This window comes from Lysobacter sp. ESA13C, from assembly GCF_019970005.1.
GTDB lineage: Bacteria > Pseudomonadota > Gammaproteobacteria > Xanthomonadales > Xanthomonadaceae > Lysobacter > Lysobacter antibioticus_B.
The window spans coordinates 83906-101469 of record NZ_JAHXYK010000010.1 but is presented as its reverse complement, the minus strand read 5'-3'; the positions used below and the strand labels follow the sequence as shown (position 1 = coordinate 101469).

Below are 17564 nucleotides of genomic sequence, written 5' to 3'. Positions count from 1 at the left end.
AGATTCACCGCCTCGGCGACGAGGTGCTGTAAGGGCTTCGGGATCATGAGTCCACCCGCTTGAACTCGACGACCCACACCCAGGAGTTCGCGTCCCATTCGCCGCCGGTGCTGGTCCACAGGGACCTGAAGCTGCTCCTGGTGCTGTGCTGGTCGCGGACGCTGAAGCCGCTGCCGCCGCTGTAGTCCCGCCAGGCGTTGCCCCCGACGGTGGCGAAGCACTCGATACCTTCGGCGATGCAGTCCTCAGCGCTGATGTCCTGCAGCCGCTCGACGCGCACGCCGGTGACCTCCAGCGTGATGCGCGAGAACGCGCGCAGCATGAACATCGAAGGGCGGTATTTACCCGCGAACGGCGGCATGGCCAGGTCGTCCGGGTAGGTTTGGCGGCCGCCCATGTCGCGCCAGCCGCCGGCCTCGTACAGCACGGTGATGCCCCGTCCATCGGCGCGCGGCCAGAGATCGCGCGGCGGTTTCTTATCGTGCGGCTTGCCGACACGCCAGGGCTCGCGCACCCACAGTCGGTCGCCGGCCACACCGTAGGGGCAATGCAGCGCGGTGTCGCCGGCTTCACCATGGCCGTGATCTAGCCACTGCCCGTCGAAAAAGACGGCCCCCTTGGGTTGTGGCTTCACCAAGCGCCGAGTCTGCGTCTTCGTGCCGTCGAGCACGGCGCGCACCATCGCCGGTAGGAAAGGTATCGGGCGCTCTTTCATGCGGCTTTCGCCTCCCGCGCGTAGAAGCGGATCAGATCGGCAGCGTTGGCGGCGATCAACGCTTCGGCTTCGGCGGGACAAACGCTGTTCCCGATGAGCTTGACCTGGTCTGTTTTGGTGATCGCTTTCCAGTACAGCGCGCCGGTCGTTTCGTCCTCGAACAAGCCGCGCTCGATGATGTAGTCGTCCGGGAAGCCCTGCGCGCGCGCCAGTTCGCGCGGGATCAGCATTCGCAGCGTCACGTCGACCATGACGTAGTCGCCGAGCAGCACAAGATCGGCCGGCTGCGGGAAGTGCTCGGGCAAATATTCGTGCAGGAAGGCGGCGACCTGTCTTGCGCGCGCTCGGAGTTCCGGCGGCAGCACGTCGGCCGAGACCTGCACGACCTGGACGAGGCCTAGGCGATCCTTCGTCGGGACCGTGTGCATCGGGTCGGATGCGTCTTGCCACTGGCCGCCCTGGCTGTAGAACTTGACGAAATACGCCGCGACGAGTTGCTGATGGCTGCCCGAGGCGCAGACGGTGGAAGCCGGCGCGCGCAGCTCGCGGCCATCGCCGTCGTAATACCCGCCGTTCGCCTGTTCCAGGAATGCGGAAACGAGCGCTTGCTCGCCGCGGTGCGCGCCAGTGACGGCGCGGAACGGCTCGTTGCCGTCGTGCCCAGTTCGTTCGCCCTGGTGCGTCAGCGGCGTGACGTGCGCCGCCACAAGGCCGTAACGCACGGCGCCAGCGAGTGCGGTCTGCGCGGGGTCGTCGAGCGCGCCGCCGACGGCGTTCTGCCCGAATGCGGTCAGGTGCGCGGAGACAACGCCGAGCGCGTGCGCGGCGCCGGCCGGGCGTGCCATGTCGCCGCCGGCGGTGATCGTCGGCAGTGGAGCGTTGCCGGGCGTCCCGGCACTAGTGCCCCTGAATTTAGCGACGTGGGCGACTGCGATCGCCTGGCCGCCGCTTCCCGTTGCGGTGTTCATCGGTCCCCGCGGCGCGATCGTGCCGTCGCCCCAGCGCTGCGCGGCGCCGGGCCTGCCCTCACCGTGCGCCAAGTTGACCAGCGTCGCAGCACCGAGAGCATGATGCGTTCCTTGGGCCATGATCGTCGTCGCCGGCGCGGCCGCGCTTCCGGCGCTCAGATGGGCGTCGCTGGTGCCGCGAAGACTCGCGACTACCGGGGCCGCCAGTGCGAACGCGCCGCCCATGGGATACGCCGTCACCGTGCGCGAAGACTCGCTGACCGGGTAAGAGCGATCGCCGCGGCCGTAGTGCTGGATCGGGACAATAAACGGCTCGGGCGCGCTGAACACATGCCGCCACAGTCCTTTTGCGATTCGGCGCATTGTGTTCGACTTCAGCGGCCGCTTCGGCGATTGCTTGAGGCGGTGAGCGCATTTGAACGCCTTCGCTTCCGTCGGGTCCGCGAAGATTGAGCACGCGGGCAGACCGAAATCGATGCACTCGGCGGCAGTCCGCCAGGGCTTCAGCTTTCCGGCGCGCACGCCGACGGAGTCAGGCTTCCCGTATGTGGCCGCTGGCCAGACGATAGGACGCCCATCGCGGCGGGCGATGATGTAAAGCCGCTTACGGATGGTCGGTGCGCCGGCATCGGCCGCGACGCGTTCGCGCCACTCGACGCGGTAGCCGAGCTTTTCTAGGTCTCGAACCCATTTGCGGAATGTGGAGCCCTTGCGGACCTTGCAGGGGCTGCCGTCCTTGAGTAACGGCCCCCAATCGGCGAATTCTTCGACGTTTTCAAGGTGGATCAGGCGTGGTTTGCAGATCGCGGCCCACTTGACCACGACCCAGGCCAGGCCGCGGATCTTCTTCGATCGCGGCTTGCCGCCCTTCGCTTTGGAGTGGTGGCGGCAATCCGGCGATGCCCACAACACACCGACGGGTCGGCCGCGGGTTGCGTGCAGCGGGTCAATCTCGAAAACGTCGCAGGTGAAATGCTCGGTCTTCGGGTGGTTCGCGCGGTGAACAGCGATCGCGACCGGATTGTGATTCACAGCGACATCAGGCTCGCGATACGCGCGTCCGATGCCGAGCGAGGCGCCGCCGCCGCCGGCGAACAGATCCACGACGAGTTCGCGGTCGAACGGTAAAGCGAGGGAGTGCGAGCCATCAGCCATCGTTGCGGCCCTCCACCCCTTCGGCGACGCGCTCGTCAGCGACCAAGTCATCGTGACGCGGGCCGCACAGCACGACGTCATCGGCGCCGCAGTGCCTCATGACCTGGCGCCACACGCCGTCGAGGGTGCGGCGGTGCACGTTCTGCAGGGGGCGGTTCGCAACTTGGGCATTCCAGCGGCCGACCGCCCAGCTCAAGACCTCGGGCAAGCCCGGTTGCGAGGCCTTCATGCGCTCGATCTCGGCGGCCATCTTCTCGAACTGCGCGATGCCGTTGCGCGGCTCGCCAATCTCGCGGAACTGGCCGCGGATGTAAGGCTTGCCTTCGAGCGCACCATTCGCGCGCGCCTCGATCCAACGGATGCGGACGGTCTGCGAGCGGCTTTGGTGAGCGGTGCGCGCAATGTGGTCGAGCGCGTCCCGCAGCATGCTGATTTCAGCGTCCCGGGCGTCAGGCGAAGCGGCGAGCGCCGCCATGCTGTTGTTTGTGTTGTTAGCCATGGTTTCCACCTGAGTTATCGAGGCGGCGGGCGCGCGGTTGGTGCCGGCGGCGCCCGCAGCTCATCAAGCGGCCTGGGCCGCGGCGATCATCGCGTCGATGCGCGGGATCAGATCGGCGGGGTTGAGCGTCGCCAGCTCGCGCCACCACTGGAGCGTCGACACGCGCACCGCGGCATGACCGGCGGGGAGCGCGGCGGCACGGCCGTCGCGGTAGTTCTTCGCCGCGGCGTCGGTCAAGTCGCCGGCGGTCAGTTCTCCGCGGGCCAGGCCCTGGTGCCTGGTGATGAAGTGGTTCGCGCTACCCGGGTCGACGTCGAACACGCCGTAGCCGAGCACTCGGTCGCCTTCGATGGGGACGATGGTCTGCAGTGCGCAAGCGAAGGTCTTGCACAGCGGGCCGCGGTACTGCTCGCCGCTTTCGCGCTCATAAATGATCGCGATGCCGGTGGTGGGTTCGTTCGACATGGGGCGCCCTCCTGGGGCTTGGTCTAGGTGGTGGCCGACGGCATCCGCTGGAGGGAGGTCGAGAGGGCGGCATCGCCGCCGGCCACCGTGGGGAACTACCGGCCGCGCAGGCGGCGCGAATCAGGCCGCGGCCGCGGCGTCCTGGTGGTCGAGGGTGTCGCCGCCGGCCTGGTCGGGGTCTTCGATGTCGGCCTGCTGCGGAGCGGCGCCCGGCGGTTCCAGGGTCAGCAGCACCGATTGACGACTGAGGAAGTGCATCGAGCCGGAGTCCTCGGGCGACATTTCCAGCACGCGGGCATGGAAAGTCAGTTCCAGCGAACCGCCGTCGAGCGCCTTGAACACGAAGCCGGACAGCGTCACGTCGTCGAAGATCAGCGGCTCCGACAGCCCGAGCTCGGTCGCGATCGAGAGGTAATAGCCGGTGAACTTCTCGCGCAGGCGCAGCGGTTCGAGCATCGGGTGCGCGAGAGCGGTCAGCCCGTCTTCCGGCGCCGGGATCAATTCGGCCTGGTCCGGCGCGTCCTTGTCGCGGGTCACCGCCCGCGCGTTGGCCTTGCTGTAGAGGAAGGTGCGGTAGTCCGGGCCGAACTCGTCGAGGACGGTGTTCGGCACGATCATCTTCAGCTTCAGATCGCCGGCCGGGACGAAGTCATTCTTGCCGCGCTTCTCGGCGGTGGCGTTGTAGTGGACGCAGGTCGCGGGCTGCTTGTGGGAATTGAACATCGGGATTGCTCCTCGGGGTGAAGCGAAAAGGCTCGGTGCCCGGCGCGCTGCGCGGTTCACGGTTCCGGCGGCGGCGCCGGGCAACGAGGGGGGAACTGGTTACTGCTGGTCGAGTTCCAGAGCGTCGCGGCGCTGCTCGTAGTGGGCGACGAGGTCGGCGTGCTCCTCGGTCGGCAGCTCGCGGACCAGATCGAAGGCGTCGTTGAGCTGGTCGACGGTTTCGGCATCGTTCATCGCGGCGCGCACGCCTTCGGCCGACAGCTCGGGCAGGTCGTCGTCGCTGGTGCCCGGCTCAGCCTCGATCACCTTGCCGGTGAGCTGGGCTTCGAGCTGGCGCAGGTTGCTGTGATCGGTTCGGGGCAGCACTTCGGCGCCGACGGTCTGCACGTGGCCGACGATGTCCTCGACCTCGTCCGCGGTGTGGATGCCCATGGAGACCTCCGGCGCGTAAACGCGAGCCCAGAAGGTCGCGGCGCGGTACATGAACATCTGCTCCGGCATCGTCTTCCACTTGCTGCCGGCCTTGCCGTGCCAGCCCTCGGCCTTGACCATCGCCCAGGTGATCCAGGAGCCGATGCATTCCTCGCCGGTCTTCGCGTCCTTGGCGTAGGCGCGAACGGCATAGCTATCCTTCGTGGCGTCGTCGCCGCCGCGCGTCTCGAACCGCAGCGGGGTGAAGCGCTTGCAGGCGTTGACCGTGGCGATCAGAAAGGAAGCCGACCAGGACGGGCGGCCGTGCACGATGTAGAGGTTCTGCATGACCATCAGGTCGTTCGCGCCGATGCGGTTCGCGACTTCCATCGCGATGAGCACGTTGGGAACGTTGTTCTGGTAGTCCTTCGGGACCAGCGTCGACTTCGAGTAGGCCTGAGCCTTGCGCTGCGCCAGCACGAAGGCGGTCTCGCCGGCGGTCATCGCGCGCGCGGTTTCGGTGGTGGTCGGGGTGTGGGCAACGACAGCGTTCATGGTCAGTCCTTCAGCGCCCACGCGGGCAGAGAGAGTTCGGTGATGCCCGGCGCGTGGCCGGGCCAGGTGTCGGTATCGAGGCAGTGCCGCAGGGTCTGCAGTCCACGGGCGCGCAACTCGTAGCCGCGCAACTCGGCAGCGGCGTCGATCTGGTAAACGGCGACCAGGTAGGGAGGTTCCTTTTCCTGGGCGACGATCAGGAAGTTGGGCACAGCCTCGCCGCATGCGATCGCGCCTTCGATGTAGTGCGCGTGCTGCAGGTGGTAGCCGTAGCGATCCACGGACCTGGCGAAAGCGGCTGGGCCGGCGTCGTCGGTGGACTTGAGGTCGGCGACCAGCTCCGCCGGCCGAAACCAGTCGTGACGCGCCTTGCACTCGACGCTGGTTTCGGGATCCGTCCAGCGCATGGTCACCTCGGCATGCCCCTCGGCAAAGATGCCGGCGGCCAGCGGGTGGCGACTGAGCGCGGCGTGCATCGCCTCGATCCGCTCGGAATCGTCAGCGCTCAAAAACAGCATTCCGGGGTGCTGATCCAGCCACGCATCGCGGCGGCCGCGGCTCGTGCTGCTGCGCATATCGCCGAATGCCGGCATGACCGCGTAGGTTCGGGCGTACACCTCGGGCTGAAGCACGCGGCAGTGATACGCCCGGCCGAACAGCAGCGACGGCGTATCGGCCTCGGCCGCTGCATCGAGCCAGGCGCGGTAGTGCGCCGGGGTCTTCTCGCGCAGCATCTTGAGGACGGTCGCGGAGGCGACCCCCAGCTCGCGCCGGTGGTACTCGGCCTCGGGCACGTCCATCAGGACGCGGCCGGTAGCCTGCTGCTCGGCCAGGCGCGCGCTCATTCCTGCGAGGCCTCGGCGCTGGCGTCGATGACCTTCACGCCCTTGTCGAGCAGTTCGACCAGTTCGTGCTGCGACGAAACCCGCGCGGCATAGCGGTGGCGAACCACCGCGGCGATCGCTTGCGACTTCGTGCTGGCCTCCACCAGTTGCGGAGCGCAGTCGGCGACGCTGCTGTCGGTGACGGTGTAGATGCGGGTGCTCATCGGGTGCTGCTCCTTCGTGGGTGATCAGAGTTCGGGCTTGCGGCAAGCGCTCAGCACGAACGCGAGGGCGGTGATCAGTCCAGCGAGCGCAGCCAGCAGACCGAGCACGTACGGGTGCGGGAACCACAGCGCGAAGCCGAGGCCGGCCATCAGCAGCCACGCGCATGCGTAGGCGAGGTAGTCCCGCCAGGTCATCGGCAGCGACAGCTCGACGCCGTCGCGGGGGTTCGGTTCGATCTGGGCGGTCATGACTTGGCCCTCGCGCGACGTGCCAGGGACCGCACTGCGTCGGAGTAGCGCCGCGCCGATTCGTAGAGCGACCTCGCGTCGTTGCTGTCGGCGTAGGCCTCGCGGTCGTGCCGACCGTAGTTGTAGGCGACGCGCAGCAGCTCCGCAGAACAGTGCTCGACGTGGGCGATTGCGGCATTCAACTTTTGGGCGTTGTTCATGAGCGGGCTTCCTTGGCGAATGCGGTCAGGACGCAGCGAGGGCGCTGCTCCGCGTACTGGCGCAGGTCTTTGCGGGCTGCGGCGACGTCGAGTCCGTAGGGGAGGCCCAGTTCGGCGATGCGCGCGTCGCTCAGCGCGTCGACGACGGCCAGGGCTTCGCTGATCAGGCCGCGGCTCTGCCGCGCGCGGGATTCGTGGGTGCGGGTCATGGCGGCGTACCGAAGCGGGCAAGGGCGGCGGCGCGGCGGCTCTCTGCTAGATCAATGCGGGCCAGCGCAGCGTCAATTGCGTCTTGGGAATCCAACTCGTCCCGGCTCAGGTCGCCATGGGCGTCCCATGCCGAATCAAACTCCCGATCCGCCTCGACAAGCTCGGCCACGGCGGCGATTGCGGCATTGCCCTGCTCGTCGAGGGTGATCAGCACCAAGGAATCGATGCAGTCTCGATTTCTCCAGCGATCGACACTGGCTCTTTCGACGTCGCGGCGCAGCACGGCCAGCACATCCACTCGCTCAGACATGGCGGGGCTCCTGGGCGAGGGTAATCAAACCTGCGTCATGCAAGAGCGCGGCGGCGTCTGCGGCACCTTCCGGCGCTCGGTCGATTTCGTTATTGGCGTATGCGTCTTGCGCCCAGGACAGCACCGTCTCGGACGGCACGTTACGGCGATCCGGCCACACCACCGCCAGCACATCCACCTTGCTCGCGGGGGCGCTCATGCGGCACCTCGCGCTTCGATCATCGCGTCGGCGATCGCGTAGCAGTCCCGGGCCATGCCGGTGCGGACTTCGGAGGGCTCGACGCCCTGCGGCAGGGAGGCAATGAAGCCCGCCAGCGCATGACCCGCGAAGTAGTCGCGGAGGGACATGCCCGGGTCGAAGTCCGGGAGACCGATGCCGATGCGTCCGGAGGCGTCTACCGAGGGCACGATGGGAAAGGCGGGCGTGTTCATGCCGTCACCGCCTGCGCCAGGATCAGCGCGCGCGCGGCCTGCGCCGTCGCGATCAGTTGGTCGATCTGCGGCACCGTCAGGGTGAGCGCGATGGTCGCCTCGCTGGTGTTGATCCAGATCGCGAGGTCGTCGTCCAGCAGGCGCGAACGCACCGCGTAGTCTTCGCCGCGGATGAAAACGGAAGTGCTCATGCAGCGCGCTCCAGCGCCGACGCCGGCGCGAGGTCAGAAGGGAGGGGAGAGGGGGCCATCGCCCGGGCACGGAGCCGGCGGTACTCGCCCAGCGCGTGCGCGCCAAGGAAGCTCCGGTACTCGTTCGACGGATCCCGGCGCAGGCTCAGCGCGTCCGCTCGCTGGCGGCGCAGCTGGTCGAGGAGGTCCAGGCGGGGAGACATCACCGCACCGCCCGCACGACGTAACGCACCGCGCCGTAGGCCAGGTCGAGACGGTCAGCCGCACGGTTGGCACCATCCCGCGTCGTGTACACGCGGCCGACCCGGCTCTGCGTCCTCACGTCGATCACTTCGTAACGGTTCATGGCTGGCTCCGCGTGGCCCGGATTTGGGCGACGCCTATAGTCAACCATGGTGGACATACTGCAGTCAACCAAAGTGGACTTTGAGCCGACGAACGGTCAGCCGACTAGCGGCGGATCAGGCTTTGGGCTTGCGGCGCCAGCTCGGCCAGTTGATCCGGCCGGCGTAGTAGAAGGTGCCGTAGACGGTGAAGGCCGACAGGATCACGGTCAGTGCCTGGGCCACGATGCGGGGGAGGTGGAGCACGCCGCGGAGCAGCCAGTGCCAGCCGTACACGACGCCCCAGCCGAAGTAGATGATCGCGGCAAACGCCACGAAGGCGAGGGCGGCGAGGGCCGCCATCGCGGGGAGAAAAACAATCGCCTCGAAGATCTCGCGTTTTGTGGCCATGGCCTATTTGGCGCGCAACTTCACGACGTCCGCAACTGCCCCGTCCCTGGCTTTGCGAATTACCAACTCGTAAGTCTCATCCACCCAGTTGAGTGGAACCCTTTGCGCCGGGAGGCTTGACTGGTTGAACTCGATAACCTTTTGCCGTGCGCGCGATCGAGCAGAGTTCCCTAGATTAGAGCACTCGTGCAACGCGGCAGTTGCTATTTCTGTTGCAGTTGATTCGACGCCACTGGCGAATTTCGCAGCTGCATCGTGGACACAGGCGAAGTACTGGCCATATTCCGATGCCAGTACGTTCAAATCGAGTTCCCGTGCAGGGGCTGCCTGGCCATTTGACAGCGCCATCAGAAAGAGAAGCTGCAAAGCCATGTGCCTGCCTCAGTTAAAAAGGAAATGTAGCAGCCAGTAAATTGGCCATATCTCAGATAGAAACAAGTTCACTGGAAAGAAGATCACCCAGTTCCACCAATTGATCTTTGGCCAGTCGCTAATCATCAAATACACCAGCGTGGCAATTGACGCCAACTGGTAGCCCCAAATCAAAATCAAACCCCCTATGGCGGACGACTTGGATTCTCGCTCCATGACGAACTCTCCTTGAGCAGTCCTGCTTCGTGAAGACTTATCCCTTCGGCCAAGCACTCTCTCGCTCGATCCATTTTTTCGTGCAGCTCGACGACCTCGTAATCACCGAGTTTTGCCAAGCACCCGCGTCCGCGCACAGCGTCGTTGTAAATCTCGCGGAAACCGCAGCCCGCGTACATATACATCAACTGCCAAATCATTCGTTCGTGCATGCGTCGATTGATGTAATCCAACGCTGGGGGTGGCTCGGGTTCCGGCTCCGGCACGGCCGCCACGATCGACAGCCGAGGCTGTCTAGCCGGCTGCTTTTCTCCGAACTGTTTTTCCAGGGAGGCCAGCAACTGGCCCTTTAGCTTCTCGTCCATTCCTCGCCTCGCGCGCTGCGGCTAGTTCCGCGATCTTCGCGCCGAGTTCGATCTGGTCGCTGGTCGAGGGCTGGCCCTCGATCCGGTCGAGTTGCTCCAGCACCGCCATGAACAGCTCCGCATCGCCCTCGGTGGTCAGGTCGACCGTCGCCCCCCGACGGCGTCTGAAATCAGCGACGACCTGGGCGGCGTCCATGACCCTACGAATCGTGAGTCGCTGAGACTGAGAAATCGGGCTTCCGTCTTGTGCGGATGGTGCGTCGGTCTCGTTTGGGTCGCCACGGCCAGTCAGAAGCCACCTGGTGCTCACCCCAAGGCGCCGAGCGATCGGCTCGACCGTCTTGGCCTCAGGGCTTTGGGTGGCGCCGCTCTCGATGGCTGAGATCGCCTGCTTGCTGACGCCCGCTGCGGCGCCGAGTTCGCCCTGGGTCAGGCCGGCCGCCTTGCGCCGGTTCTTCAATCGGTGGCCGATGGTTTCCATGTAAAGCATTGTTGACGACCGCCCGTCAGCTATCGTTGACAAGCCATGGTCAACCATGGTGGACTTCTCAGCCATGGACATGACCAAGACCGCTGTGAAGTCCGCCCTCGGGCTGGATACCGACGCCGAGCTTGCTCGGTTCTTCGACACCACGCGCCAGGCCGTCGACAAGTGGCCCGACGAAAAGCCGATCCCGATGGGTCGCCAGTGGGAACTGCGCGCGCGCCGTCCGGACATCTTCAGCACCGACGAGCTGGTCGAGCTCGATGGGGCAGAGCGGCAAAAAACAGGCTGAAAGCACGGGCTCGGCTCCTACGGGGTCGGGCCATTTTTTCGCTCATTTCGCTTTGGCAACGGTAGGCAACAGATGGCAACCGATGGCAACCAAAAGTCACTTCCGCTCGCGTTTGGTGCTGCAAATACAGCGCCTAAGGACGCGCCGGCCCGGGTGTTGCGCCTGATCGAAACCGAGGCCCAGGCCTTGGCGGTATCGATCAGGGCGGGGCACCACAAGCTCGAATACATCGCCGCGGTGACGGGCAAGTCGAAGGCCTATATCTCGCGCCTGCAGACGGGCCGCCGGCCGATCCCGCGAAAGCTGGTAGACGTCCTCTGCGCCGCTACCGGGTCCAACCTCCTGCGCCAGTTCCTGGACCTGCAGGCCGCGCTCGATCGCCGTGACGCCTGCCAGGTCTCGCACTTGGCCGGCCTGCTGAGGGCCGCGTGATGCGCTACGAGACCCTGCCCGAGCTCGACTTCGTCCTGACGCCCCAGGAGCGCACCGGCGCCGATATGGCGCGCCTGCACCTCGAGGCGCACCGGCGCCGCCTCAACGAGCGGGACGCTCGGCAACGCCAGCAGGAGCCGCGCCAGGACGCGCGGTTAGGGGAGGAGGCCACCTCGTGACCCAGCCCCTGGTCCCAGGCAACGTCGACCTGCGCGACTTCCCGTACATGCCGCTGGACGTCGTGCGCCTGCGCGACAGTGAGCTCGCCACGACTTCCAGCGGCGAAGGATTCCGGTGCGCGGTGCTCCTCTGGTGTGCGGCCTGGCACCAACTTCCTGCGGCTTCGCTCCCGGATGACGACCGTTTGTTGTCGCAGTACGCCGGTTTTGGTCGCTCGATCAAAGAATGGCGCAAGCACAAGGCCGAAGCGCTTTACGGCTGGGAATTGTGCGCCGACGGCCGTCTTTACCACCCGACAGTCGCCGAAAAAGCCCTCGAAGCCTGGGCCCAACGCCTGCAACAGCGGTGGCGTACCGAGTGCGCTCGGATCAAGAAAGCCGCGCAGCGTAACGATCTTGCCGCTGTATACCCGACCTTCGAGCAGTGGGAAGACCACTTCAACGCGACCGGCTCTGAGCAGTGGCGTCCCGATTCTGTCCCCGGACCTGTCCCCAGGGACAACGAAGCCGAGTCCCCAGGGACACAGGGGGCGTGTCCCGATTCTGTCCCCGGGGAAACGGCATCCAAGGGAAGGGAAGGGAAGGGAAGGGATCTATCAAGAGCTGATGGTTTAACCACACACCCGCCTGCGGCGGCTGTCTCGGTCGAGCCCCCCATCGAGCACTACGGCCAGTTCGAGGGGCACTCCCAGCCCACAGCCGCACCGAACCCGGCCGCGCCGCACGCCATTGCCCTGCGCAAGCTTGGCATCGCCGTCACCGCCTCGAACCCCGACCTCGTCGCCTACGTCCAGGCCGGCGGCGACGTCCAGCGCCTCGTCGAGCTCGCCGACCTGCCCGACATGCGCGGCAAGCCCGCCGCCTACCTGATCCGCACCGGCCGCCGGCAGCTCGCCGAAGGCGCCAAGCCCATCACCGGGAGCCCCCATGAAGCCCATCAGCCAGCTCGTCGACTCAGCGCTGCCGACCGTGTCGCAGCGAACATCCAGCACGCTGTCGAGCAGCGAGCCCGCACCGACGCCGACACGATCGACGTCGAGTTCAGCGATGTCCCGAGCTGAGTACATCTGGGCGCACATGGCGTCGCGTTTCGGGCACACCTGGACGTCGCAGTTCGGCGACTCGCCTGACGGCATCGCCGGTCGCGCTTGGAACGAAGACCTCGCTGGGCTGACTCGTGCGCAGCTCAACGCCGGCATCGACGCGGTGAAGTTCGAAGCAGCCGAGTTCCCGCCGAGCGCGCCGCGCTTCCGCGCCATGTGCTTCGGCATCCCGTCGTTCTCGCTCGTGAACAGCGAGCTGCTGACGAAGCTCAATGCTCAGCGCACGCCGTTCGCTCGCCTCGTGTGGCGCTACATCGACGGCTATTCGCATCGGCACGCGACCTCGAAGGAAGCGGAGAAGATGCGCCGTGCAGCTTACGAGCTCGCCGCTCAGCACGTCATGCGAGGCGAAGCGTTCCTCGACGAGCCCGTCGCTGAGATCGAGCACCAGCCCGAGCCGAAACCGCAGGGCATCCCCAAGACCCGCGAGGAGCGCATCGAGCACATGCGCAAGGTCCTGGGCGAGCAGTTCAACGAGGAAGCCGCGCTGCGTGAGGTGCGGGTATGACCACCGAGCCGAGGCCGAACCTCACCGACGACGACGTGATCAACCTGCTCGTCGCTGGCTGCAACGCGCACGAGATCGCGACCTACGCGGGCGTATCCGCCGCAACGGCCTGGTCGATGATCTCGCACGCTCATCGCGCCTACAGCGCGCCACAGCCGCGCCGGGAGCTGAGCCTGTGAACTGGGCCTTCTCCCCGGCGACGCCGACCGAGCCAGGCCTGTACGTCACCACGACGCTCTCCGAAGGCTCGAAGCCGCAGCTCATCCGCTGGCATGCGAAGTCAGACCGCTGGCGCCTCGGTGCACGCGTCGAAAAAGTCGACGCCTTCCTCGGCCCGATCACGCTGCCCAGCAGCAGCCCCGAGCACGCCAGCGTCAACCACCTGTTCAACGAGCCCGCCTCGCATTCCCCTTCACGGGGGTATGGCCAGGAACGAGGCGGGCTCACCCATCCGCCGGCATCGCGCACGCGCGCGTTTGGCACCAGGAGCAAGCGATGAGCGACGCAACCTATCGCAAGGAACGCATCGAGCGGCTGCTCCACGAACTGCGCTACGAAGTGGAGCGCGGGATGATGGAGGGCGAGATTGAGGAAACGCTGCTATTCGCGTTCATCGTTCCGATCGGCAAGTCGCTGGCCGGTGGTGTCGTGCGGTGTGAGTTTCGCACCAGGCCTACACACTTCGCGCTCTTTGGCCCGCAGAGCAAGCCGGGGCTGCAGGTGATCGATGGCGGTAAATCATGATCACCCTGACCCTGCCGTACCCGATCAGCGCGAACCGCTACTGGGCGACGACGGCCATCCGCGGCCGCGCGATGACCTACGTGACCAAGGACGCGAAGGTGTTCAAGGCAGAGGTCGGCAAAGTGGCGCGCGCGGCGGGCGTGCGAGAGCCGCTGACCGGCCGCGTCGCTGTGACGATCCGCCTGTATCCGCAGCGGCCGCAGGACTGGGCGAAGCGCGCACAGCGTGCGCCGGACACGTGGGACGACGACGTGCGCTGCATCGACCTGGGCAACGCGGAGAAAGTCCTCAGCGACGCGCTGAACGGCATCGCCTGGGTCGACGACAAGCAACTGCGCCGCATCGAGCTGATCCGCTGCGAACCCGACGAGCATGGAGCCCGCGTCGAAGTCGACATCGAGCCCCTTCGCGGTCAGCCGATCGCGCTGGAGCTGTTCGCGCAGGCGGGATGAGCACCGTCTACCGCCGCAGCAACGAGCCACGGACCGACTGGTTCCGCGTGCTGACCGACCTCAATCGCAGCGGGTTGGGGAATCGAGCGGTCGCTCGTCGGCTGAAGGTGCCGAAGACCCGCATCCTCGGGTGGAAGACCGACGATCACGAGCCGCGGCACAGCGACGGCGAGCGCCTGATCGCGCTGTGGGTCGAGGTGACCGGACACGCCCGCGAAGACGTCCCGATCCGCATGCCCTACGCCTGGTCGGGCTAAACGGTCGGGAAACCGACCGGGGCCCGCCGACACACTCCGGCCGCAACCGATCACCAACCCTCGGAGCTCCCATGTCCCGTCCCAACGCCGCCACCGTCCGTCGCCCCGGCGCCAACGCCGCCACCGTCGACGATCAGGCCGAAGTGCAGGCCGAGCCCACCGGTGTCGCCGCGGCGGCCGAGTCCGCGACCGTCGAGGGCACCATCGATCCGCACGCCATCGAGCAGCCCCGTTTCGATCCGGAACAGGGCTGGGTCTGCCCGGCGCCGAAGACCGGCACCGGCGCGAAGGCCTGATCCCCGTGTGCAAGCCCAAGGCCCCGAAGGTGCCGGCCGTCGTCCAGCGTGACCCGGTGGCCGAGCAGGCCGCCGCGGACGCGAAGTCGCAGAGCGAGGCCAACCTCGAAATCTCCGCGCGCCGCAAGAAGCTGCGCAGCTCCAGCCTGTTCACTGTGGGCCAAGCCGGCGTCGTTAACGGACCCGCGTACTCGGCCTATTCGGCCGCCTCCGGCGTCAGCAAGTCGAACAACCTGGGCGGCACCTGATGGCCGAGGCCGCCGCACTGATCCGCCGTCTGGGCTCGCTGAAGTCGCAGCGTGAGCCCCTCGAGCGCATCTACCGCGATTGCATGCTGTTCGTCGACCCGTACCGGGCGGACGGCTGGCAGGGCTCGGCGATGACCGGCGAGCAGGCCCAGCAGCAGCAGGCGTTGCTCACCGACAGCACCGGCCCCGACAGCTACCGCATGCTGGCCGCGAGCGTGAAGCAGGGCGTCACGCCTTCGAACTCGCGCTGGTTCGGCATGGAGGTCGGACACGACACGGACGAGGAGCGCCAGTGGCTGGACCTCTCCGCCGAGACGCTCTGGGAGAACATCCACAACAGCAACTACGACGCCGAGAGCTTCGAGGCTGCGCTCGACCTGGTCGGCGCCGGCTGGTTCGTGATGCTCATCGACGAGGACGCCGAGCGCGGTGGGCTGGTATTCACCAGCTACCCGCTGAGCGAGTGCTATGTCGCCAGCTCGCGTGCTGACGGCCGTCCCGACACCCTCTACCGCTCGTTCCGGATCTCGGCCGAGCAGGCGGTCAACGACTACGGCGCCGAGGCCGTCAGCGAGCAGGTCCGCAAGCTCGCCGCCGACCGCCCCGATGAGCTGGTCGAGTTCCTGCAGGCGATCTACCCGCGCTCGGGACTCAACCACCGGCAGGACAAGCGCCTGGCCAAGAACCTCTCGTTCGCCTCCTGCCATGTCGAGTGCGCGACGCAGCGCACCGTGCGCGAGTCGGGCTTCCACGAATGCCCGTTCATCGCGCCGCGCTGGAAGCGGATTCAGGCGAACAGCGCCTACGGCATCGGCCCGATCGCGGTCGCGCTGCCCGACATCAAGACCCTGAACATGCTGGTCCGCTACGAGCTCGACGCCGCGGCGCTGGCCACCTCCGGCATGTGGATCGCCGAGGACGACGGCGTGCTCAATCCGCGCACGGTCAAGGTCGGACCGAAGAAGGTCATCGTCGCCAACAGCGTCGACAGCATGAAGCCGCTGATGACCGGTGCCGACTTCAACGTCACCTTCTCGATCAAGGGCGACCTTCAGCGCTCGATCCGTAAGGTGATGATGTCCGACCAGTTGGAGCCGAAGGACGGCCCGGCCATGACGGCGACCGAGGTGCACGTCCGCGTGAACCTGATCCGCCAACTGCTCGGGCCGGTCTACGGCCGCCTGCAGGCGGAGTGGCTGCAGCCCATGATCGAGCGTTGCTTCGGCCTGGCCTTCCGCGCTGGCGTGTTCACCCCGCCGCCCGAATCCCTCCAGAACCGCGACTACTTCGTCACCTACGTTTCGCCGATGGCGCGCGCGCAGAAGCTCGAAGACGTCTCGGCCATGGACCGCTACGAGGTCTCGCTGGCCAACAGCGCCGCCTCGCTGGCCCAGATCGACCCGCAGCGGGCAATCGCCATCCTCGACAACTACGACTTCGACGTCGCTGCCCGCAAGCGCGCTGAGCTGCTGGGCGTGCCGCAAGACGCGGTCCCGACCTCCAAGATCATCGCCAAGGTCCGCCAGCTCCGCGAGCAGGCCACGCAGGCCGCCCAGCAGCAGGCTGTGCTGCAGCAGGCCGCCACCTCCGCGGCCGACGCCGCCGGCAAGAAGATGGGTGAAACGGCCGCCGCATGAGTTCGAAGCCGCTCGAACCGATCGACTACCAGCGCGTCTTCGAAGGCGACCCCGTCGGCGTCCGCATCCTCGAAGACCTGGTCTCCCGATACGGCACCAACCCCTACGTGAAGGGCGGGCTCGAAGCCCAGCGGGAGACGGACTTCCGGGCCGGACGGCTCGAAGTCGTGAACTTCATCCTTCGCAAGATCAACCAGGCCAACGGAGCCCACGACGATGGACACGAACCCGAATGACGGCGCTGGCGCCGGTACTGCTGCTCCCCCTGCTGCTGGCACTCCTGGCGCACCGGCAGACGCGGCAACCGGCGGCAGCGCGTTTTCCGCAGTCGCGCCGCCGGCGCAAGGTGACTCGGCCGCGCCTCCCGCGACCCCGGCGCCGATCCATGAGCGAATCCCCGAGAAGTACCGGGTCGCCAAGGAAGACGGCACCTTCGATCTCGAAGCCAGCACCGCGAAGATGCTCGACGGCCATGCCGCGCTCGAAAAGCGCCTCGGCACCGGCGAAGCACCGCCGAAGGACGCCGACAGCTACGACCCGAAGGTCGACGGCTTCGACATGGAAGCCCTGAAGCAGGACCCCGACTACCAGAAATTCCTCAAGGGCGCGCACGGCGCCGGCCTCACGAACAAGCAGGTCGAGTACGTGCTGAGCCAGTACGCGAGCTCGGCCGCCTTGGCCCAGGTCGACAGCACCGCGCTGAGCGCCGAGGCCTTCAAGGCCGAAATGGTCGGCAACCACTGGAAGGGCGCCGGCGAGTACGAAGAGAACATGTCCCAGGCGATGAAGGCGATCCGTGCCTACGAGCCGGACATCACGGCCGAGGAGATCAGCGGGCTGCCGAATCACCCGATCGTCGCGAAGATCCTGGCCGCTGTCGGCCGTGAAACTGCCGAAGACCGGGCGGTGCGGGTGAACCCGATGAGCGCGGCGGACTTCGACACGCAGCTCGCTTCGCTGCACGCCAGCCCGGCCTACATGGACGCCATGCACCCCGAGCACAGCAAGGTCATCAAGCAGATCGAGGGCCTGTTCCAGAAACGCTACCCGACGCCTTAAAGCGCGACGCCTCGTCAGCGCGCATAGCCCCGCCCAGTGCGGGGCTTTTTTGTGC

35 protein-coding genes are annotated in these 17564 nt (G+C 66.7%); 15 read left to right on the top strand and 20 right to left on the bottom strand.

All coding sequences use genetic code 11. The annotated features are described in order from the left end of the window. Positions 1 to 43: 43 nt before the first annotated feature. The 20 genes from LC490_RS18915 to LC490_RS18820 form a co-directional block, all read right to left on the bottom strand. The gene (locus LC490_RS18915; protein ID WP_223621214.1) at positions 44 to 715 is read right to left on the bottom strand and encodes a hypothetical protein; all 672 of its coding nucleotides are present in this window, start codon (positions 713 to 715) and stop codon (positions 44 to 46) included. Continuing rightward, positions 712 to 2838, bottom strand: a complete 2127-nt coding sequence (locus LC490_RS18910) for a DNA cytosine methyltransferase (RefSeq protein ID WP_223621213.1) — start codon at positions 2836 to 2838, stop codon at positions 712 to 714. The genes LC490_RS18915 and LC490_RS18910 overlap by 4 nt, the downstream gene beginning before the upstream one ends. Further along, on the bottom strand, positions 2831 to 3346 hold the full coding sequence (locus tag LC490_RS18905) for a hypothetical protein (RefSeq protein WP_223621212.1): 516 nt from the start codon (positions 3344 to 3346) through the stop codon (positions 2831 to 2833). The genes LC490_RS18910 and LC490_RS18905 overlap by 8 nt, the downstream gene beginning before the upstream one ends. Positions 3347 to 3400: 54 nt before the next feature. Then, on the bottom strand, positions 3401 to 3802 hold the full coding sequence (locus LC490_RS18900; RefSeq protein ID WP_223621211.1) for a hypothetical protein: 402 nt from the start codon (positions 3800 to 3802) through the stop codon (positions 3401 to 3403). A 120-nt stretch (positions 3803 to 3922) separates the two neighbouring features. Continuing rightward, complete coding sequence (locus tag LC490_RS18895) at positions 3923 to 4525, bottom strand: hypothetical protein (RefSeq protein WP_223621210.1); 603 nt, start codon at positions 4523 to 4525, stop codon at positions 3923 to 3925. A gap of 99 nt (positions 4526 to 4624) precedes the next feature. After that, complete coding sequence (locus tag LC490_RS18890) at positions 4625 to 5491, bottom strand: recombinase RecT (protein WP_223621209.1); 867 nt, start codon at positions 5489 to 5491, stop codon at positions 4625 to 4627. A gap of 2 nt (positions 5492 to 5493) precedes the next feature. After that, positions 5494 to 6336: a PD-(D/E)XK nuclease-like domain-containing protein gene (locus tag LC490_RS18885; protein WP_223621208.1), complete on the bottom strand. Its 843-nt coding sequence runs from the start codon at positions 6334 to 6336 to the stop codon at positions 5494 to 5496. Then, positions 6333 to 6539, bottom strand: a complete 207-nt coding sequence (locus LC490_RS18880) for a hypothetical protein (RefSeq protein ID WP_223621207.1) — start codon at positions 6537 to 6539, stop codon at positions 6333 to 6335. The genes LC490_RS18885 and LC490_RS18880 overlap by 4 nt, the downstream gene beginning before the upstream one ends. 24 nt (positions 6540 to 6563) lie before the next feature. Further along, complete coding sequence (locus LC490_RS18875; RefSeq protein ID WP_223621206.1) at positions 6564 to 6788, bottom strand: hypothetical protein; 225 nt, start codon at positions 6786 to 6788, stop codon at positions 6564 to 6566. Next, on the bottom strand, positions 6785 to 6988 hold the full coding sequence (locus LC490_RS18870) for a hypothetical protein (protein ID WP_223621205.1): 204 nt from the start codon (positions 6986 to 6988) through the stop codon (positions 6785 to 6787). The genes LC490_RS18875 and LC490_RS18870 overlap by 4 nt, the downstream gene beginning before the upstream one ends. Continuing rightward, the gene (locus LC490_RS18865; protein WP_223621204.1) at positions 6985 to 7197 is read right to left on the bottom strand and encodes a hypothetical protein; all 213 of its coding nucleotides are present in this window, start codon (positions 7195 to 7197) and stop codon (positions 6985 to 6987) included. Before LC490_RS18865 ends, LC490_RS18870 begins: the two co-directional genes overlap by 4 nt. After that, positions 7194 to 7508 carry a hypothetical protein gene (locus tag LC490_RS18860; RefSeq protein ID WP_223621203.1) on the bottom strand — a complete coding sequence of 105 codons (315 nt, stop codon included), beginning with the start codon at positions 7506 to 7508 and terminating at the stop codon, positions 7194 to 7196. The genes LC490_RS18865 and LC490_RS18860 overlap by 4 nt, the downstream gene beginning before the upstream one ends. Beyond that, entirely contained in the window at positions 7501 to 7707 is a 207-nt protein-coding gene (locus tag LC490_RS18855) for a hypothetical protein (protein WP_223621202.1), read from the bottom strand. The genes LC490_RS18860 and LC490_RS18855 overlap by 8 nt, the downstream gene beginning before the upstream one ends. Beyond that, entirely contained in the window at positions 7704 to 7940 is a 237-nt protein-coding gene (locus LC490_RS18850; RefSeq protein ID WP_223621201.1) for a hypothetical protein, read from the bottom strand. Before LC490_RS18850 ends, LC490_RS18855 begins: the two co-directional genes overlap by 4 nt. Next, on the bottom strand, positions 7937 to 8131 hold the full coding sequence (locus tag LC490_RS18845) for a hypothetical protein (protein ID WP_223621200.1): 195 nt from the start codon (positions 8129 to 8131) through the stop codon (positions 7937 to 7939). Before LC490_RS18845 ends, LC490_RS18850 begins: the two co-directional genes overlap by 4 nt. 202 nt (positions 8132 to 8333) lie before the next feature. Next, positions 8334 to 8477, bottom strand: coding sequence for a hypothetical protein (locus LC490_RS18840; RefSeq protein WP_223621199.1), 144 nt, complete (start codon positions 8475 to 8477; stop codon positions 8334 to 8336). 115 nt (positions 8478 to 8592) lie between these two features. Further along, positions 8593 to 8865 (bottom strand): hypothetical protein, encoded by a 273-nt coding sequence (locus LC490_RS18835; RefSeq protein WP_223621198.1) that lies wholly within the window; start codon positions 8863 to 8865, stop codon positions 8593 to 8595. Positions 8866 to 8868: 3 nt separating this feature from the next. Further along, positions 8869 to 9237, bottom strand: coding sequence for a hypothetical protein (locus LC490_RS18830; protein ID WP_223621197.1), 369 nt, complete (start codon positions 9235 to 9237; stop codon positions 8869 to 8871). 9 nt (positions 9238 to 9246) lie between these two features. Further along, complete coding sequence (locus LC490_RS18825) at positions 9247 to 9453, bottom strand: hypothetical protein (RefSeq protein ID WP_223621196.1); 207 nt, start codon at positions 9451 to 9453, stop codon at positions 9247 to 9249. A gap of 294 nt (positions 9454 to 9747) precedes the next feature. Beyond that, positions 9748 to 10299 (bottom strand): helix-turn-helix transcriptional regulator, encoded by a 552-nt coding sequence (locus tag LC490_RS18820; protein WP_223621195.1) that lies wholly within the window; start codon positions 10297 to 10299, stop codon positions 9748 to 9750. Between the two features lie 73 nt (positions 10300 to 10372). Here LC490_RS18820 and LC490_RS18815 point away from each other — a divergent pair, with 73 nt between their 5' ends. From LC490_RS18815 to LC490_RS18745, 15 genes are all read left to right on the top strand, one after another. Beyond that, positions 10373 to 10594 (top strand): hypothetical protein, encoded by a 222-nt coding sequence (locus tag LC490_RS18815; protein WP_223621194.1) that lies wholly within the window; start codon positions 10373 to 10375, stop codon positions 10592 to 10594. Between the two features lie 72 nt (positions 10595 to 10666). Beyond that, the gene (locus LC490_RS18810) at positions 10667 to 11026 is read left to right on the top strand and encodes a hypothetical protein (RefSeq protein WP_223621193.1); all 360 of its coding nucleotides are present in this window, start codon (positions 10667 to 10669) and stop codon (positions 11024 to 11026) included. Next, positions 11026 to 11205, top strand: coding sequence for a hypothetical protein (locus LC490_RS18805; RefSeq protein ID WP_223621192.1), 180 nt, complete (start codon positions 11026 to 11028; stop codon positions 11203 to 11205). The genes LC490_RS18810 and LC490_RS18805 overlap by 1 nt, the downstream gene beginning before the upstream one ends. Beyond that, complete coding sequence (locus LC490_RS18800; protein WP_223621191.1) at positions 11202 to 12266, top strand: DUF1376 domain-containing protein; 1065 nt, start codon at positions 11202 to 11204, stop codon at positions 12264 to 12266. The genes LC490_RS18805 and LC490_RS18800 overlap by 4 nt, the downstream gene beginning before the upstream one ends. A 16-nt stretch (positions 12267 to 12282) precedes the next feature. Continuing rightward, positions 12283 to 12816: a hypothetical protein gene (locus LC490_RS18795; protein WP_223621190.1), complete on the top strand. Its 534-nt coding sequence runs from the start codon at positions 12283 to 12285 to the stop codon at positions 12814 to 12816. Further along, entirely contained in the window at positions 12813 to 12995 is a 183-nt protein-coding gene (locus LC490_RS18790; RefSeq protein WP_223621189.1) for a hypothetical protein, read from the top strand. Before LC490_RS18795 ends, LC490_RS18790 begins: the two co-directional genes overlap by 4 nt. Beyond that, positions 12992 to 13315: a hypothetical protein gene (locus LC490_RS18785; protein ID WP_223621188.1), complete on the top strand. Its 324-nt coding sequence runs from the start codon at positions 12992 to 12994 to the stop codon at positions 13313 to 13315. The genes LC490_RS18790 and LC490_RS18785 overlap by 4 nt, the downstream gene beginning before the upstream one ends. Next, positions 13312 to 13560 (top strand): hypothetical protein, encoded by a 249-nt coding sequence (locus tag LC490_RS18780; protein ID WP_223621187.1) that lies wholly within the window; start codon positions 13312 to 13314, stop codon positions 13558 to 13560. The genes LC490_RS18785 and LC490_RS18780 overlap by 4 nt, the downstream gene beginning before the upstream one ends. After that, entirely contained in the window at positions 13557 to 14012 is a 456-nt protein-coding gene (locus LC490_RS18775) for a RusA family crossover junction endodeoxyribonuclease (RefSeq protein WP_223621186.1), read from the top strand. Before LC490_RS18780 ends, LC490_RS18775 begins: the two co-directional genes overlap by 4 nt. Next, complete coding sequence (locus tag LC490_RS18770) at positions 14009 to 14269, top strand: hypothetical protein (RefSeq protein ID WP_223621185.1); 261 nt, start codon at positions 14009 to 14011, stop codon at positions 14267 to 14269. The genes LC490_RS18775 and LC490_RS18770 overlap by 4 nt, the downstream gene beginning before the upstream one ends. Before the next feature lie 71 nt (positions 14270 to 14340). After that, positions 14341 to 14565, top strand: coding sequence for a hypothetical protein (locus LC490_RS18765; RefSeq protein WP_223621184.1), 225 nt, complete (start codon positions 14341 to 14343; stop codon positions 14563 to 14565). Positions 14566 to 14570: 5 nt separating this feature from the next. Next, positions 14571 to 14813, top strand: coding sequence for a hypothetical protein (locus LC490_RS18760; protein WP_223621183.1), 243 nt, complete (start codon positions 14571 to 14573; stop codon positions 14811 to 14813). Then, entirely contained in the window at positions 14813 to 16450 is a 1638-nt protein-coding gene (locus tag LC490_RS18755; RefSeq protein WP_223621182.1) for a portal protein, read from the top strand. The genes LC490_RS18760 and LC490_RS18755 overlap by 1 nt, the downstream gene beginning before the upstream one ends. Continuing rightward, entirely contained in the window at positions 16447 to 16686 is a 240-nt protein-coding gene (locus LC490_RS18750) for a hypothetical protein (protein WP_223621181.1), read from the top strand. Before LC490_RS18755 ends, LC490_RS18750 begins: the two co-directional genes overlap by 4 nt. Next, the gene (locus tag LC490_RS18745) at positions 16667 to 17509 is read left to right on the top strand and encodes a hypothetical protein (protein ID WP_223621180.1); all 843 of its coding nucleotides are present in this window, start codon (positions 16667 to 16669) and stop codon (positions 17507 to 17509) included. Before LC490_RS18750 ends, LC490_RS18745 begins: the two co-directional genes overlap by 20 nt. Positions 17510 to 17564: the final 55 nt, after the last annotated feature.